The following is a 17582-nucleotide window of genomic DNA, read 5'->3' as shown; positions in this document are numbered from 1 at the left end:
AAAAAGCCCGCATTGCGTCGGCAATCAGCGGGCTTGGTGTGCGGAGTAGCTTGAGCGCGAGCGGCGCGCTTGCGCGGCCACCGTTCGCTTTAGCTGTTTCGGACGGCCTTTGTCAGGCTGCCCTGCGTCCGCAAGCTGAATTCAAATCGACGCAAGTGGCAATTCTAACACCGTCGCTATCGCGCGGCGTCATTCGACCGACAGCTGCAAATGCAATTGCGAACGCGCTGCGCCGCCATCGATCGCGTCGCTCGCCGCATCGCGGTCCGATTGAGCGGCCGGCGCGAGGCGCGCGAGTTCGACGCCGTCGAGGTATTCGCTCGTCACGTCGCCGGTGATGTAGTTGCCATCGAAGCACGACGCATCGAAGTCTTTCAGCGCCGGATTGATGTCGCGCACCGCGTTCTTCAGCGCGTCGACGTCCTGATACACGAGGAAATCGGCTCCGATCATACGCGCGACTTCCTCATCCGTGCGGCCGTGTGCGACGAGTTCGCCGCGCGTCGGCATATCGATGCCGTATACGTTCGGGAATTTCACCGGCGGCGCAGCCGACGCGAAGATCACCTTGTTCGCGCCCGCATGGCGTGCCATCTGCACGATTTCATGCGACGTCGTGCCGCGCACGATCGAATCGTCGACGATCAGCACGTTCCTGCCCTTGAACTCGATGCCCATCGCGTTGAGCTTCTGGCGCACCGACTTCTTGCGCACGGCCTGGCCCGGCATGATGAAGGTGCGGCCCACGTAGCGGTTCTTGAAGAAGCCTTCACGGTATTCGACGCCGAGCTTGGCGGCGACTTGCATCGCTGCAGGGCGGGACGAATCGGGAATCGGCATCACGACGTCGATCTTCAGGTCGGCCGGCAAGACCCGCTTGATCTTCTCGGCCAGATAGTCACCCATGCGCAGACGCGCGTTATACACGGGTACGCCATCGAGCACCGAGTCAGGACGCGCGAGATAGACGAGTTCGAAAATGCAGGGGTTCAGGCTTGCGTTCGTCGCGCACTGCTGCGCGTGGAAGTTACCGTCGAGATCGATAAACACCGCCTCGCCCGGCTGCACGTCACGCACGAATTCGAAGCCGATGCCTTCGAGCGCCACCGATTCCGATGCGAGCATCCATTCGGTGCCGTGTTCCGTCTCGAGCTTGCCGATGCACAGGGGGCGAATCCCGAACGGGTCGCGGAAACCGACGAGGCCGTATCCCGCGATCAGCGACACGATCGCGTACGAACCGCGCACGCGGCGATGAACGCCCGACACGGCCTTGAACAGTGCCGCTGGATCGAGCTCGAGGCCCGAGCTCGCGAGCTGCAGTTCGTGCGCGAACACGTTGAGCAGCACTTCGGTGTCGGAGTTCGTGTTGATGTGACGGCGATCGACGCGGAACATCTCGTCTTTCAGCTGCGGCCAGTTGGTCAGATTGCCGTTGTGCGCGAGGATGATGCCGAACGGCGCGTTCACGTAGAACGGCTGCGCTTCCTCTTCACTCGACGCCGAACCCGCGGTCGGGTAGCGCACCTGGCCAATACCGACGTTGCCCGGCAAGCTGCGCATGTTGCGCGTGCGGAACACGTCGCGCACCATGCCGTTCGCCTTGTGCATGTGGAAATTGCTGCCGTTCGCCGTCGCGATGCCCGCGGCGTCCTGACCGCGGTGCTGCAGCAGCAGCAGACTGTCATAGATCAGCTGGTTGACCGGGGATTGGGAAACTACGCCTACGATGCCGCACATGGCATGTCCTTCAAAGGTACGAAATTCGTTACGGCGGCCGGCTTGCTTGCGCCGGCGTGCCGCGCGCTTCACGGGCCGGAGGAGTCCGCGGTGTTGCCGTTCGTCCCGGCGCTCACGTCGTCTACATGCACGTACGCCGCAATTGCGTCCGGAAGCAACGGCTTCAACTCTCGCACGCCCTGCTCCGCATACGGCCGCAGCAACGCGTTACGCCAGAATGCCTGCTGGGGCAGTTCGGTCAGTCCTGCGAGCGCGACCAGAATCAGCACCAGAATGGCCCCGCGCACGAGGCCAAACATCAATCCAAGCGAGCGGTCCACGCCGCTCAACCCCGATACCTGCACCAACCGGCTGAGCAAGGCGTTTGCCACACCCGCCACCAGCATCACCGCTATCACGATGACCGCAAACGCAAGCAGCCATTGCGTCAGCGCACCGCCTGGCCAATGCTCGGGCATGTACGGCACGACGAGCCCGACAAACCGGCATGCGACCAGAAACGCCACGATCCAGCCAATCAGCCCGAAAATTTCGGACAGGAAGCCGCGCCACGTGCCCCGCAGCGCCGACAGGCCGATCACCGCCATAACAGCGTAGTCGAACGCGGTGAACATCGCCGGCTTATTGCGCCGAACCGTTGTTCGGCCCCGACGTCAGGCCGGCTTCACGAACCTTCGCTATCGCCGCCGACGCTGCCGCGCGGTCCGCGAACGGCCCTGCGCGCAGCAATGTTCGCGTCGAACCGTCGGCTTGCTTCCGCTTTTCGAGATATGCGGGCACGCCGGCCGCTTTCAACTTGCTGGCCCAGCTACGCGCGCTCGCGTCATCGGAAAACGAGCCCAGTTGCACCGCGAAGCGGTTGCCCGGCGGAGACGCCGGCGTGCCGGATTCGGCAAGCGCCGCCGTCGCGCTCTGCGCGGTGGATTCTGGCCGTGTGCCTGTCTGGGTTGCCGATTGCGTCGATCTGGCTGCCGGTTTCGCCGCTGCAGCCGCGTTGTTCGTGGCCGCGTTGTTCGTGGCCGCGTTGTTCGTGGCCGTTACCGGCGCCTGCTGAACCTTGCCGGCAGACTGCGTTTGCTGTTGCGCCTGCTTGCCCGCTTCTTCACCCTGCGTTTGCATGTGCGTCTGTGTCGCGCCGCCGCGGCTCGACGCCCCGTTTGCGGCGGTCGCCGACGGCGACTCGCTGGACGGCGCCGGCGCGCTTTGCACGCCCGCTGCGGCACCCTGCGCGCCTTCGGGCGCGACCGGGTTGTCGGGCGCAACGCCCGCCTGGGTATCTTGCGGATCCTGCACGCGTGCCCGCGATACGGGGCGACTCGGAATATCGATTGAAATATCGTCGGTGACGGGCTTCGGGTGCGAATCGAGCACCATCGGCAGGATAACGACTGCCGCGACCACCAGTGCGATCGCGCCGACCAGGCGCCGCCGGGCGCGCTGCTTTTCCGGCAAGGTGGGATCGAGGAGCATCGCGTCTGCATCGCCGGCCCGTTCGGCGCGCCGGGTTCGCCTTTCGACGCGCTCGCTACGATCGGCCGCGCTTGAACTCCGGTTTGAGCCCCGTCTGGAACTGGAATTTGCGCCGCGCCGGTTGGACGCGTCGTCTTTCTTGCCGAACGAGAAAATTGCCATGAATGCCTTGGTTCGAGGCTGCCCGCGTTCAGTGTTGCTGCGATTTCCGCCAGGCCATCACGCCCGCAACGGTAAAGAAACTTCCGAAAACCACGATTCTATCATTGTCGGAGGCCCGTTTTAACGCATCCTGAAATGCTTCCGAAGGTGAAGCGAAGCGCGTCACGCTGTTGTCCGCACTATCGGCAACACCGGCGTCGCGCAGTGCGGCCTCCAGTTGCTCCGCGGACGCGCCGCGCGGCGTCGGCAGGTCGGTCACGCACCAATGGTCGATTTCGCCCTTCAGATGGCCAAGCACGCCTGCAATGTCTTTATCGCGCATTGAGCCGAACACCGCGTAAGTGTACGGAAAATAGCCCATATTGCCGAGATTTTGCGCGAGCACCGCTGCCGCGTGCGGGTTGTGCCCAACGTCGAGCACGACTGACGGCTTGCCAGGCAACACCTGGAATCGGCCCGGCAATTCGACGTTTGCGAGGCCGAGGCGAATGTCTTGCGCGGAAACCGGCAGCCGGTCGCGCAACGCTTCGAGACCCGCGAGTGCAGCCGACGTATTGATCAGCTGGTTGGCGCCGCGCAACGCCGGATAAGCAAGCGCCGAACGGCGCAGCGAACGGCCGACGTAATTCCACTGCTGGCGCTCGTTGCCCGCCTGCCCCTCGTAGCGAAAATCCTTGCCGAACAGCCATAGATCGGCGCCGATCTTGTGCGCATGATCGATCAACGTCTGCGGCGGCAGCGGGTCGGCGCAAATCGCCGGCTTGCCCGCGCGGAAAATGCCGGCCTTCTCGAACGCGATCTTGTCGCGCGTATCGCCGAGGTACTCGGTGTGATCGATGTCGATGCTCGTGATGATCGCGCAATCGGCATCGAGAATATTGACTGCGTCGAGGCGTCCGCCAAGGCCCACTTCCATGACGACTGCGTCGAGGCCGCGCGACGCGAACAGATGCATGATCGCGAGCGTCGTGAATTCGAAGTACGTCAACGACGGCTGCCCGGCGAGGCTCATGCGCGCTTTTTCGACCGCTTCGAAGTGCGGCAGCAGATCGGCGTCGCTCGCGTTCTGGCCGTTCACGCGTGCACGTTCGTTGAACGACAGCAGATGCGGCGATGTGTGACAGCCGACCGTATAGCCGGCGCGCAGCAGGATCGACTCGAGAATCGCGCAGGTCGACCCCTTGCCGTTGGTGCCGCCGACCGTGATCACCGGGCATGCGAACGACAATTGCAATGCGTCGCGAACCCGGCTGATCCGCGCGAGGCCCATATCGATACCGACCGGATGCGCAGTTTCGAGATGCGTGAGCCACGCATCGAGGGTGGGGAATGTGCTCATCGAATGAAACGGAAGTGCGGTCCGCAATTATCGCGGAAACGACAACGCGCCGCTTGCTGTCGCTCGCGGCGCGTTGTCTGTGCATCACGGCGTACGACGCGCGCAAGCGCCGCAGTGGGTTTCGCCTGGCCCCTCGGCGGCCTGAACGCCTCGCCGCCGAATCGTTGGATCAGGCGACCGCGTCGGCCGGCTGACGCGTGAGCAAGGCCATCAGCTGCGCGATTTCCTCGCGCAGCTTGCGACGGTCCACGATCATGTCGACCGCGCCCTTCTGCAGCAGGAATTCGGCGCGCTGGAAGCCTTCCGGCAGCTTTTCGCGCACGGTCTGTTCGATCACGCGAGGGCCCGCGAAGCCGATCAGCGCCTTCGGTTCGGCGATCACGACATCGCCGAGGAAGGCGAAGCTCGCCGACACGCCGCCCATGGTCGGATCGGTCAACACCGAGATAAACGGCAGCTTCGCTTCAGCGAGGCGCGTTAGCATCGCGGTGGTCTTTGCCATCTGCATCAGCGAAAGCAGGCTTTCCTGCATTCGCGCGCCGCCTGAAGCGGTGAAACAGATAAACGGCACCTGCTGTTCAAGCGCGTTTTGCGCGCCGCGTGCGAACCGCTCGCCGACCACCGAGCCCATCGAGCCGCCCATGAACGAGAACTCGAAACACGCCACGACCACAGGCAGCGTGTGGATGGCGCCGCCCATCACGACCATCGCGTCGGTTTCGTCGGTTTCGTCGATCGCTTCTTTCAGACGGTCCGGATACTTGCGGCTGTCCTTGAATTTCAGCGCGTCGACCGGCAGGATTTCCTGGCCGATCTCATAGCGGCCTTCTGCATCGAGCAACCCATCGAGCCGCTCGCGCGCGCCGATCCGCATATGGTGATCGCACTTCGGGCAGACGTGCAGATTCGCCTCGACGTCGTTGCGGTACAGCACCGCTTCGCACGAAGGACATTTGATCCACAGGCCTTCCGGAATGCCTTTGCGGCTTTTCGGATCGGTTTGCTTGATTTTGGGCGGCAGCAATTTGTCGAGCCAGCTCATATTGATTTTCTCCGGGCCTCCGGTACGCGTCACTTCACGCGCAATGCGCGCAACGCGTACCGACGACCTTGTTTCTGATGTTGATCGATTGGCTGATCAGGCTGTGCGGGCGCCCGCACCAATCGAATCGATTGCCTGACGGATTTCCCCGATAAACCGGGTCAGCGATTCGGCGGCGGCTTCGGGAGCCGCGTCTTCGAGCAGATTGACGATCCGGCTGCCGATCACGACTGCATCGGAGACTTCCGCCACTGCCCGCGCCGATTGCGCATCGCGAATGCCGAATCCGACCCCAACCGGAAGCGGCACCCGCGACTTGATGGCCGGGATTTTACCTGCAATATCAAGAACGTCCAGATGCGCCGCACCGGTCACGCCTTTCAGCGACACGTAATAGACGTAACCGCTCGCCACGCGGCCGACCGCCGCGATGCGTTCGTCGGTCGACGTCGGCGCAAGCAGGAAGATCGGATCGATGCCGGCGGCCTTCATTTTCTCGGCGAACGGCCCGCATTCCTCAGGCGGGTAATCGACGACCAGCACGCCGTCCACGCCCGCTTCGTTCGCGGCTTTTGCGAATGCATCGGCGCCGATCCGCTCGATCGGGTTCGCGTAGCCCATCAGCACGACCGGCGTTTTGTCGTCTTTCTCGCGGAAGCGCTTCACATCCGCGAGCACATCGTTCAGCGTGACGCCTTTCGCGAGCGCGCGCTCCGACGAGCGTTGAATGACCGGCCCGTCTGCCATCGGGTCTGAAAACGGCACACCGAGTTCGATGACGTCCGCGCCGCCTGCGACGAGCGCGTGCATGAATTCGACGGTGCGCTTCGGATCAGGGTCGCCGGCGGTGATGAACGGGATCAGGCCTTTGCGTTTCTGTGCGGCGAGGGCCGCGAATACCTGGTTGATTCGTGACATGTTGATTTTCTCGAAGTCGATTGACTGCGCGATGATCTGGCCGACCTGTCAGCGTAACGTGGGCCGCGGCGACTACGCCGAGGCCACGGACGCCGCGGAAGCCGCCGCCAGACTGACGCGTTCTCGCGCTATCGCGCAGTAACTTTCATTGATCTCGTAGCCGACGAACTGGCGGTGCTGACGTGCGCAAGCCACTGCGGTGGTGCCGCTTCCCATAAACGGATCGAGCACGCGACCGCCCGGCGGGCAGCTCGCGAGCACCATCCGCTCGACGATTTCCAACGGTTTTTGCGTCGGATGGTCGACCCGCTCGGCATGTTGCCGATGCAAGCGCGACACCGACCAGACGTCTTTCGGGTTGTAGCCCATCTCCAGCCACTTGCTGCCTTCGAACAACTTGCGCGAACGCGCCTTCTTCGTGGCTGCATCGTACGGGATACGGACGGGATCGAGATCGAAGTAGTAATCCTTCGAAACCGCGAACAGACCAATGTTGTCGTGCACGGACGTGAAACGCCGTGTGGTGCCGCCCATGCTCGGCACGCGCCGATCCCAGATGATCTCGTTGACCATCGTCAGTTTTGTCTTCAGAAAGCAGAAGATCTCGGGCGCGTATTGCCACGTGCAAAAGATATACAGCGAACCGGCAGGCTTGAGCTTGGGCATTGCGAGCTCGAGCCACTCGCGCGTCCAGGCGAGGAAAGTGTCGCCCGAACGCATGTCGGAGTCGTTGCCGTAGTCCTTGCCGAGCCCGTACGGCGGATCGGCGAGGATCAGGTCGATCGACTGGTCCGGCAGGTTCGCCGCATCGGTCAGGAAATCGCGGTTGCGAAGTTCGATCGTGGACGGCACCGGCAACAGGAGCGTGGACGTCGCGGGCAGTGTCGACGGTGGCGCGACCGGTGCGCCGGTCGGAGTGGCCACTTGATCGGTTAACTGGTCGGTTAACTGAGTGGGCACCTGAGTGGGCATCTGGGCAACCGGTTGTCCTGCGGCCGGTTGCGCGGCTTGCCCCGCCTCCACCGCAGCGGTGTCGAGCGCCGGTTGCGTTTCCTCGAACTCGTCGCGCATCGCCGCGGCGCTCAGAACTTGATGCCCGATCGCTCGGCGACCGTATGCATGTCCTTGTCGCCACGGCCCGACAGGTTGACCAGCAGAACCTTGTCTTTCGGAAGCGTCGGTGCGAGCTTCGTCGCGTAGGCGAGGGCGTGGCTCGACTCCAGCGCGGGAATGATTCCTTCGATCCGGCAGCAGTCGTGGAACGCCTTGAGCGCTTCTTCGTCGGTGATCGCAACGTATTGTGCACGACCGCTGTCTTTGAGCCATGCGTGCTCGGGGCCCACGCCCGGATAGTCGAGACCGGCCGAAATCGAATGCGTTTCGATGATCTGGCCGTTTTCGTCCTGCAGCAGGTACGTGCGGTTGCCATGCAATACGCCCGGCGTGCCACCCGTCAGCGACGCCGCATGGCGCCCGGTGTCGATGCCGTCGCCGGCTGCTTCGACGCCGATCAATTGCACCGATTTGTCCTCGATATACGGGTAAAAAATGCCCATCGCGTTCGAACCGCCGCCAATGCACGCGATTACGGCATCGGGCTGACGACCAACGAGTTCAGGCATCTGTACCCTGCACTCGTCACCGATCACGCGCTGGAAATCACGCACCATCATCGGATAAGGATGGGGACCCGCCACCGTGCCGATGATGTAGAACGTGTTCTCGACGTTGGTCACCCAGTCGCGCATCGCCTCGTTGAGCGCATCTTTCAGTGTGCGCGAGCCCGATTCGACGGGCACGACGGTCGCACCAAGCAGCTTCATGCGGTAAACGTTCGCGGCCTGCCGGCGCACATCCTCGACACCCATGTAGACCACGCATTCCATGCCGAAGCGCGCGGCGATCGTCGCAGTGGCGACACCGTGCTGGCCCGCGCCCGTTTCGGCGATCACGCGCGGCTTGCCCATACGCTTCGCGAGCAGCGCCTGGCCGATCACGTTGTTCACCTTATGAGCGCCGGTGTGGTTCAGGTCTTCACGCTTCAGATAAATCTGCGCGCCGCCGAGCAGTTCGCTCCAGCGTTGTGCGTGGTAAACGGGGGAAGGACGACCGACGAAATGCTTCAGTTCGCGCTGATATTCAGCGATGAAGTCGGAGTCGTTCTGGGACTTTTCGTATGCGATGCGCAGCTCTTCGAGCGCATGCATAAGCGTTTCAGCGACGAACACGCCGCCATATTGGCCGAAATGGCCTCGTTCATCAGGTAAGTTATACATATCGTCACTCTTCAGTATGCCGGGCCGGCGTTTGATTAACACCTACGCGGCCTGAATCATCCAGCGTCCGCCTGTCTGACTGCGTGTACGAACGCCGCCATGCGGGCGTGATCTTTCACGCCCTTCGCGCCCGGTACTTCGATGCCGCTCGAGACATCGACCGCGTACGGGCGCACGCGACGTATCGCTTCACCGACGTTTTGCGCGTTCAACCCACCACTCAAAACGGCCCGACGCGCGAGTTCTGCTGGAATAAGTGACCAATCGAAAACCTTCCCGCCGCCGCCATAGCCCTCGACATGCGTGTCGAACAGAAGACCGCTGGCGGCTGAATAGTTAAGCGCCGATTTTACCAAATCGTCCGGCCGAGTATCAGGCTCAATGCGCAATGCACGCAACCATGGCAAACCCGCGACGCTCGCGAGCGCCTCGCATTGGTCGGGCGTCTCGTCGCCGTGGAACTGCAGCAGCGACAGCGGCACGTCGCAGACGACATCGCGCACCCAGTCCGGCGTCGCGTTGACGAAGAGCCCGACCACCGACAGAAACGGCGGCACGTTGCGCGTCAATTCGACGGCCTGCGCGACGCTCAGTGCACGCGGGCTCGGCGGGTAGAACACGAGGCCGATCGCGTCCGCGCCGAGGTCGACCGCGCAATCCACGTCCGATGGCTTCGACAGGCCGCATAGCTTGATGCGCGTGCGGTGCGGGACGGTGGCCGTCGCGCCTGTCGCGGGGGGGGCCTCTGCGGTGCCGGCTTGTGCCGGCGGGCTCGAAGGAGTTGCGTTCATGATGGCGATTCGTCGTTCCAGACATAGGCCCACGGCACGCTGCCGACCGGCGCGGACGGCACTGCGAACTCGTCGGGATAACCGACTTCTGCGAGATATAGCCCGTCGGGCATGAAGGTCGGCGCCGCGTTATTGCGGTCGCGGCTAGCCAGTACCCCGGCGAGCCAGTCGACAGGATACCGCCCGCGCCCGACTGCGACGAGGCAGCCCATCAGGTTACGCACCATGTGATGCAGGAAGGCGTTCGCGCGAAACCGGAAGTGGATGAAGTCGCCGGCGCGGCGGATGTCGATCTGGTACAGATGTTTGACCGGCGTCTTCGCCTGGCATTCCGACGAGCGGAACGCCGAGAAATCGTGCTCGCCGGGCAGGCACGCGGCGGCGGCGCGCATCGCCTCGATATCGAGCGGCGTATGGATCCAGCCCGCGCGTCCCGCGAGCATCGGCGAGCGCACCGGGTTTACGTAAAGCATGTAGTAATAGGTGCGCTCGAAGGCCGAAAAACGCGCATGGAACGCGTCCGGCATCGGCTTCGCCCACTGGACCGCGACCGTCGACGGCAGGAACGCGTTGGTGCCGCGCACCCACGAAAAATCGGCGCGGTCGAGTTCGGTGTCGAAATGAACCACCTGTCCAAGCCCATGCACGCCCGTGTCCGTGCGGCCCGCGACAATCGTATGCAGCGGGGTCTGTGCGAATTCGCGCAGCGCGCGCTCGAGTTCGTCCTGGACCGTCTTGCCGTGCGGCTGCGATTGCCAGCCGCAAAACGCCGCGCCGTCGTACTGAATGCCGAGTGCTATACGCATCGCGACATCGCGCCTCAGGACAGCGGCGCGAGCGTCGACAGCATCGCGCGCGCTTCGTTGCGCGTCGCGGCGTCGTTAGACTCGATCACTTCGTTGATCAGCGTCCGTGCGCCCGCGACGTCGCCGAGTTCGATGTATTCGGCGGCCAGTTCGAGCTTGTTGCGCGCGATGCGGGCAAGCTCTTCGGGCGTGAAGGTCGGCAGCGGCTGGGCGGGGCCCGGCGGCAACTCGAGGTCGAAGTCGAGCGCGAGCGGGCCGTATTTGGCCGCGCCCATGCCGGCGATCGCGCCGTGACCCGCTGTGCCCGCCTCGATCTGCTCCTCGACTCGCGGCGGCTGGGGCTCGTGCGGGGGTACCGCCTGCTGCGCGGTCACTTCGGGTTCGACGACCGGTTGCGTGGTCAACGATGCCGGTGGCGCGACCGGTTCGGCAGATTCGGCAGCACGCGGGGGCAAGGACATGTCGAGGCTGCCAAGCGCCGCCAGCGCGGCCCGTGGGAATTGCGGTGCGGCCGCGCGCGTTTCGTCGGATTCTGCCGCGGTGGGTTCTGCTGCTGATTCGGGGGCCGCTGCGGGTTCTTCGGCTGCGGGTTCTTCGGCTGCGGGTTCTTCGGCTGCGGGTTCTTCGGCTGTGGGATCTCGAGCGGGTTGGTCAGCCGACGGTTGCTGTGCTTCGTCAAAAGGCTCTGCATGCGCGACAGCTTCGCTATCGTCTGTTGCCGCGGCCGGTTCCGTAGACATCGGCTCCGAAAGTGTCGGAATGCTGTCGATGTCCTCGGTCGCGGCGGCGTGCTCGGCGCCCGTGGACGGCGTCGCAACATCGGGCGGCAGTTCGGCAGCGGGCCAGGTCGGCTCCGTAAGTTCCGTCGGCGTGTCCGGCTCGATCTCGCGTGCTTCGGCATCGGTTTCGTCGATCGGTGGCGCTTCGTGTGCCGACGCATCATCTGGGGCCGCCGGCAGTTCGTAAAGCGATTCCCGATTACTACTGTGATCGTCTCGCTGATCGAACGCCTGCGGTTCACGCGACGGATCGGCATGCTGGTCGTGCGTCGCAGCCGCATCGAGCGCGGCGGCCGCGGTCACGCCCGTTGTCGCCGCGGCCGTGCCCCGTGCCGTCGTCGAATGCCCGGCCGATGCGCCATACTGCGCGGACGTCACGCCGCTGCCGGCAGGCGGCGAAACGCGCTCGGTCAACGGCGGGACGTCATAGGCATCGTCCGACGGTGACGGCCGCTCATGCGATGCGGCGGACACGCCGCTCTTCGCCATCGCGTCGTATGCGTTGGCGGCGCCGCGTGCTGCGTCGTTCGCAGCGGCGGGTTCCACGGCTTGCACGCCGCCGTCCGGTGCACTCAATCCCGCGCCACTGCGCGCGCGTGCGGCCGACGCGTGATCGCGCTTGCGCCGGCGCATCGCGAGTCCCGCGACTACCGCGGCTAGCAGCGCACCGATCAGCGCGGCCGCGCCGACATATTCCTGCTTCGACGTCAACGTAGCAGCCGCCGGCTGCTGCGGGGATGCAGATGCGGCCGGCGGACGCGCGGCCATCGCCGGCGCACTCGTCGCTCCAGCCGCTGCCGACGCCGGCTGACCATTCCCCGCCGCGACGCCGCTTGCCGTCTGCGACTTGCCTATACCGTGCTTCTGAAGCTCCATGAGCACACGGTTCTTCAGCGCGAGCAACTGCTGAAGGCTTGAAACCTGAGTTCGCGCTTGCGACGCCCCCTGCGGCGCACCGGCCGATGCCGCCTGAGCGCCGCTGGCGCCTGCGGAGGGCTGAACTGGCGCGGACTGGATCGAACCGGACCACACGTTGCCGCTGCTCGCCGCGGCAGCCTGGGAACTGCTGGCGCCGGTGGCCAGCGCAGACCCCGATGACGCCGACGGTGCCGATGTCGGCGCGACTGCCGCAATCGCGTTTGCCGGCGCCGATGACGCGGCCGACGCCGGCGCTTCCCCGACAGGCGCGCTCGCCGGATTCGTCGGATTTCCCGCGGTCGGCGAAGACGCCGTCGCTGCGGCAGCCGTCGCCGGACCCGCCGCAGCGGCCTGCCCGCCTGCTGCCTGCGCAGCGCTAGCATTCGCACCGGCGGCCGCTGTTGCCGCCGAACCCGCGGCGGCCGAACTCGCTGCGTTGCCTGCCATTGCAGCGGCCGGCCCCGCAACCGCGCCACCGGGCGCCGCGGCCGGCACAGCGCCCGATGCGGTCGTCGCAGCAGAAGCCCCTGCCGCCGTTGCTGCGCCTTCCACCGCGGCGCCCGTCGCATCGAGCGCCGGCACGTTCAACAGCGCGCCGATCTTCATCCGGCTCGGGTCGTTCTTCATGAACGCGCTGGGATTCGCGTCGAAGATCGCTTTCGTGGCGCGCGCGAGCACCGCCCGGTCATGCGACTGCGTGGCCGCGACCGCGATGTCGTGCAGCGACTGCCCGGCCTGCACCGTCACCTGGCTTGCCCCTGCGGGCACCGCGGGCGTACTCGCGGCGGCGGACATACTCGCAGCGGCCGGCGCGCTCGCGGCCGCGGCACCGCCAGGTGCCGCCTGCGCAGCACACGTTTGCGCCGCGGCCAGTAAAACAGCGGCCGTTACCGTGCGCAAGCGCGCGCCGTTAAACATCGCCGCGGCGTGCAGGAAAGGAAATCGAGCGATCATCGGTGCGCTGTGCGCGTGCGCGCGCAGCCCTGTTTGGCGAAGTGTGCTTGCGCGGTTTGCGATGAACAAAGACAAGATGTAGAAGCGCCAAATGTAAAAAAGCGCCGCGAAAATCGCGACGCTTTTGTTGTTGCTGTAAGTGTTATACGCGTCTTGAGCGCGTAGTTTACTTTACTTGTCGAGCAGAATGCGAAGCATGCGACGCAGCGGTTCGGCCGCGCCCCACAGCAACTGGTCGCCCACCGTAAATGCGGACAGATATTCGCCGCCCATCGCGAGCTTGCGCAGACGCCCGACCGGCACCGTCAGCGTGCCCGTGACAACCGCCGGCGACAGATCGCGCATCGACGCTTCACGCTCGTTCGGCACGACCTTCACCCAGTCGTTCGCCGACGCGAGAATGCTGTTCACTTCGTCGAGCGGCACGTCCTTCTTCAGCTTGATCGTCAGTGCCTGCGAGTGGCAGCGCATTGCGCCGATCCGCACGCACAGGCCATCGACCGGCACCGAACCGGGCTCGCCCATGGCCGGCTTGCCGAGAATCTTGTTGGTTTCGGCGCCGCCCTTCCACTCTTCCTTCGACATGCCGTTGCCGAGATCCTTGTCGATCCACGGAATCAGCGAGCCTGCGAGCGGCACGCCGAAATGTTCAGTCGGCATGCTGTCGCTGTTCATTGCGGCGAGCACCTTGCGGTCGATGTCGAGAATCGCCGATGCCGGATTCGCGAGATCCGCTTGCGCCGCGCTGTGCAAGGTGCCCATCTGCGCGAGCAGTTCGCGCATGTTCTGCGCGCCCGCGCCCGATGCGGCCTGATACGTCATCGCCGTCATCCAGTCGATCAGGTTTTCGCGGAACAGGCCGCCCAACGCCATTAGCATCAGGCTCACCGTGCAGTTGCCGCCGATGAAATTCTTCTGGCCCTTGACCAGCGCGTTCTTGATGACGTCGAGGTTGACAGGATCGAGGATGATGACCGCGTCGTCCTTCATACGCAGCGCCGAAGCCGCGTCGATCCAGTAGCCGTTCCAGCCGGCCGCGCGCAGTTTCGGGAACACGTCGTTCGTGTAGTCGCCGCCCTGGCAGGAGATGATCGCATCGCACTTCTTGAGGTCGTCGATGCTGTTGGCGTCTTTGAGTCTGGTCTCGTTTTTCGCGAACGACGGCGCATTGCCGCCCGCGTTGCTGGTGCTGAAAAACACCGGTTCGATCAGATCGAAATCGCCTTCCTGCTGCATGCGTTGCATCAGGACGCTGCCGACCATGCCGCGCCAACCTACGAGACCTACGTTCATGACTTCATACCCTTGGAGTGGACGCTTCCCCGCAACTTTGCCCGGCGTGACCGCGCGGGGAAGACGGGCGGGCACGACGGACGATTAACGTTTCGTGATCGTTTTCGGGGTGATCGTGCTAATGCGCGTGCTAACGAGCGAGCCAACGCGCTTCATAACGAATGCTTCAATGCTGATGGCGAGTTCGATCGCACGGGCCGTTTTGCCGTGCTTGCTCGAGACCGAAGTGATTTGGGGAATCAGCGCCATTGCGTGAGTCTACACGAAAACCTTCAAATTAGCGGCGTTTTGGCTAGTTTTGGGCACGAACGATGCTAAACGACGCGCGCCTTCGTGCGCCCGGCGAATGCGTTTGAAAGCTACGCGCCGGCGCGTCTGACGAATCGGGCGCGGGCCGGCCCTTCAACTTCTTCTTCCGGCAATCTCGCTTACAGAGCAGCGACGACTGCATCGCCCATCGCCGCGGTGCCGACATGCTGGCAGCCCGGCGTTGCGATGTCGATGGTCCGGAAACCTTGTTCGAGCACTTTCTTCACGGCATTTTCGATGCGATCGGCCTGCTCCGTCCTGTTCAGCGAATAGCGCAGCATCATCGCGGCCGACAGAATCGTGGCGAGCGGATTTGCCACGCCCTTGCCCGCGATATCGGGTGCCGAACCGTGCGAAGGCTCGTACAGGCCCTTGTTGTTTTTGTCGAGCGACGCGGACGGCAGCATGCCGATCGAGCCCGTCAGCATCGCCGCTTCGTCGGACAGAATATCGCCGAACATATTGCCGGTGACGATGACGTCGAACGACTTCGGCGCCTTCACAAGCTGCATCGCCGCGTTGTCGACATACATATGCGACAGCTCGACGTCCGCGTATTCCTTCGCGACGTCGATCACCACGTCCTTCCACAGCTGCGACGTCTCGAGCACATTCGACTTATCGACCGAACAGAGCTTCTTGCCGCGCTTTTGCGCAGCCTGAAATGCGACGTGCGCGATGCGGCGCACTTCGGGCTCCGAATAGCGCATCGTGTCGAACCCTTCCTTCGCACCGGCGAACGGACCGTCCGGCGCCTCGCGCACGCCGCGCGGCGAACCGAAATAGATGTCGCCGTTCAGTTCACGCACGATCAGGATATCGAGCCCCGAAACGATTTCCGGCTTCAGCGACGACGCGCCCGTCAGTTGTGCATAGCAGATCGCCGGACGGAAGTTCGCGAACAGCTGCAGATGCTTGCGCAAACCCAGAATTGCCTGCTCCGGACGCAGCGCGCGCTCGAGCTTGTCGTACTTCCAGTCGCCGACGGCGCCGAACAGGATCGCGTCGGCTTCCTTTGCGAGCTTCAACGTCGCGTCGGGCAGCGGGTGGCCAGCCGCTTCGTAACCGGCGCCGCCGACCGGCGCTTCTTCGAGTTCGAATTTTTCGCCGAGCTTGTTCAACACCTTTACCGCTTCCTTGACGATTTCCGGACCGATGCCGTCGCCGGGCAATACTGCAATCTTCATGCGTATTCCTTATTCGTATAGAGCGAAACGAAACGCGGCTTAGCCGACGATCCGATGACCGAGCCAAGGCTGCTTCGCGAGCCGTTCCGCTTCGAACTGGCGGATCTTGTCCGACTGGCGCAGCGTGAGGCCGATATCGTCGAAGCCGTTCAGCAGGCAATACTTGCGGAACGCGTCGACGTCGAACCTGTATTCGGCGCTGCCGTCGGTCTTGCGCACGACCTGCGCCTCGAGATCGATCGTCAGCTGGAAACCGTTGAACGCACTCGTTTCGTTAAACAGATGATCGACCTGCTGCCCGCTCAGCACGATCGGCAGCAGACCGTTCTTGAAGCAGTTGTTATAGAAAATATCGGCGAAGCTCGGCGCGATCAGCACGCGAAAGCCGTACTGCTGCAACGCCCACGGCGCATGCTCGCGCGAGCTGCCGCAGCCGAAGTTCTGGCGCGCGAGCAGCACCGAAGCGCCCTGATAGCGCGGCTGGTTCAACACGAAGTCCGGGTTCAGCGGCCGCTTCGAGTTGTCCATGCCCGGCTCGCCGTGGTCGAGATAACGCCATTCGTCGAACGCATTCGGGCCGAAACCCGAGCGCTTGATCGACTTCAGAAACTGCTTCGGAATGATCGCATCCGTATCGACGTTCTCGCGATCGAGCGGCGCGACGAGGCCGGTGTGTACGGTGAATTTGTCCATGACGCTTGTGCCTCTCAACCCAGTTTGCGAATATCGACGAAATGGCCTTCGATGGCCGCCGCGGCCGCCATCGCCGGGCTCACGAGGTGCGTGCGTCCGCCCGCGCCCTGACGCCCTTCGAAGTTGCGGTTCGACGTCGATGCGCAACGCTCGCCCGGCTCCAGGCGGTCCGCGTTCATCGCAAGACACATCGAGCAGCCCGGCTCGCGCCATTCGAAGCCCGCATCGGTGAATACCTTGTCGAGCCCTTCGCGCTCCGCCTGCGCCTTCACAAGACCCGAGCCCGCCACCACCATCGCCAGACGGATGTTCGGCGCAACGCGGCGGCCGAGCTTCTTCACCACCCACGCGGCCGCGCGCAGGTCTTCGATGCGCGCATTCGTGCACGAGCCGATAAAGATCTTGTCCGGCCTGATCGATTCGATCGGCAGGTTCGGCTCGAGCGCCATGTACTTCAGCGCGCGCTCGATCGCGTCGCGCCTGACCGGATCCTTCTCGCGCTCGGGATCGGGCACGCGGCCGTCGACCGACGTGACCATTTCCGGCGACGTGCCCCACGTGACCTGCGGCACGATTTCCGCGGCATTCAGTTCGACCACGCGATCGAAGTGCGCATCGGGATCCGATTTGAACTGCTTCCAGTACGTAACGGCCTGATCCCATTCGGCACCGGTCGGCGAGAACGGACGGCCTTTCAGATACTCGATGGTCGTATCGTCGACGGAGACCATGCCGGCGCGCGCGCCCGCTTCGATCGCCATGTTGCACACCGTCATGCGCCCTTCCATCGAAAGCGCGCGAATCGTCGAGCCGCCGAATTCGATTGCATAGCCGGTGCCGCCCGCCGTGCCGATCCTGCCGATGATCGCCAGCACGACGTCTTTCGCGGTACAGCCGCGCGGCAG

General features: G+C 64.1%; 15 protein-coding genes. All 15 read right to left on the bottom strand.

Going from position 1 to position 17582, the window contains the following annotated elements; genetic code table 11:
- Positions 1-189: 189 nt before the first annotated feature.
- Positions 190-1740 (bottom strand): amidophosphoribosyltransferase, encoded by a 1551-nt coding sequence (gene purF, locus QYH69_RS26110; RefSeq protein WP_308834627.1) that lies wholly within the window; start codon positions 1738-1740, stop codon positions 190-192.
- A 68-nt stretch (positions 1741-1808) separates the two neighbouring features.
- On the bottom strand, positions 1809-2354 hold the full coding sequence (locus tag QYH69_RS26105; protein ID WP_308834626.1) for a CvpA family protein: 546 nt from the start codon (positions 2352-2354) through the stop codon (positions 1809-1811).
- 7 nt (positions 2355-2361) lie between these two features.
- On the bottom strand, positions 2362-3372 hold the full coding sequence (locus tag QYH69_RS26100; protein WP_308834625.1) for an SPOR domain-containing protein: 1011 nt from the start codon (positions 3370-3372) through the stop codon (positions 2362-2364).
- Positions 3373-3400: 28 nt separating this feature from the next.
- Entirely contained in the window at positions 3401-4711 is a 1311-nt protein-coding gene (gene folC, locus QYH69_RS26095) for a bifunctional tetrahydrofolate synthase/dihydrofolate synthase (RefSeq protein ID WP_308834624.1), read from the bottom strand.
- A 169-nt stretch (positions 4712-4880) separates the two neighbouring features.
- The gene (accD, locus tag QYH69_RS26090; RefSeq protein ID WP_308834623.1) at positions 4881-5753 is read right to left on the bottom strand and encodes an acetyl-CoA carboxylase, carboxyltransferase subunit beta; all 873 of its coding nucleotides are present in this window, start codon (positions 5751-5753) and stop codon (positions 4881-4883) included.
- Between the two features lie 96 nt (positions 5754-5849).
- Complete coding sequence (gene trpA, locus QYH69_RS26085) at positions 5850-6671, bottom strand: tryptophan synthase subunit alpha (RefSeq protein WP_308834622.1); 822 nt, start codon at positions 6669-6671, stop codon at positions 5850-5852.
- 72 nt (positions 6672-6743) lie between these two features.
- Complete coding sequence (locus QYH69_RS26080) at positions 6744-7742, bottom strand: site-specific DNA-methyltransferase (protein WP_308834621.1); 999 nt, start codon at positions 7740-7742, stop codon at positions 6744-6746.
- Positions 7743-7753: 11 nt separating this feature from the next.
- A complete protein-coding gene (trpB, locus tag QYH69_RS26075; RefSeq protein ID WP_308834620.1) occupies positions 7754-8947 on the bottom strand; it encodes a tryptophan synthase subunit beta in 1194 nt (397 codons plus the stop codon).
- A gap of 56 nt (positions 8948-9003) precedes the next feature.
- A complete protein-coding gene (locus QYH69_RS26070; protein ID WP_308834619.1) occupies positions 9004-9738 on the bottom strand; it encodes a phosphoribosylanthranilate isomerase in 735 nt (244 codons plus the stop codon).
- Positions 9735-10544, bottom strand: coding sequence for a tRNA pseudouridine(38-40) synthase TruA (truA, locus tag QYH69_RS26065; RefSeq protein ID WP_308834618.1), 810 nt, complete (start codon positions 10542-10544; stop codon positions 9735-9737). Before truA ends, QYH69_RS26070 begins: the two co-directional genes overlap by 4 nt.
- A gap of 14 nt (positions 10545-10558) precedes the next feature.
- The gene (locus tag QYH69_RS26060; protein WP_308834617.1) at positions 10559-13195 is read right to left on the bottom strand and encodes a FimV/HubP family polar landmark protein; all 2637 of its coding nucleotides are present in this window, start codon (positions 13193-13195) and stop codon (positions 10559-10561) included.
- Between the two features lie 171 nt (positions 13196-13366).
- Complete coding sequence (gene asd, locus QYH69_RS26055) at positions 13367-14488, bottom strand: aspartate-semialdehyde dehydrogenase (protein ID WP_308834616.1); 1122 nt, start codon at positions 14486-14488, stop codon at positions 13367-13369.
- 428 nt (positions 14489-14916) lie between these two features.
- Positions 14917-15984 (bottom strand): 3-isopropylmalate dehydrogenase, encoded by a 1068-nt coding sequence (leuB, locus tag QYH69_RS26050; RefSeq protein ID WP_308834615.1) that lies wholly within the window; start codon positions 15982-15984, stop codon positions 14917-14919.
- A gap of 39 nt (positions 15985-16023) precedes the next feature.
- A complete protein-coding gene (gene leuD, locus QYH69_RS26045; protein WP_308834614.1) occupies positions 16024-16677 on the bottom strand; it encodes a 3-isopropylmalate dehydratase small subunit in 654 nt (217 codons plus the stop codon).
- 14 nt (positions 16678-16691) lie between these two features.
- Positions 16692-17582, bottom strand: an 891-nt coding sequence (locus QYH69_RS26040; RefSeq protein ID WP_308834613.1) for an aconitase family protein, incomplete at its 5' end; no start/stop codon positions are given.

Source organism: Paraburkholderia sp. SARCC-3016 (genome assembly GCF_031119615.1).
In the GTDB taxonomy this organism is placed as follows: Bacteria; Pseudomonadota; Gammaproteobacteria; order Burkholderiales; family Burkholderiaceae; genus Paraburkholderia.
This window is presented reverse-complemented; position numbering and strand designations above follow the sequence as displayed.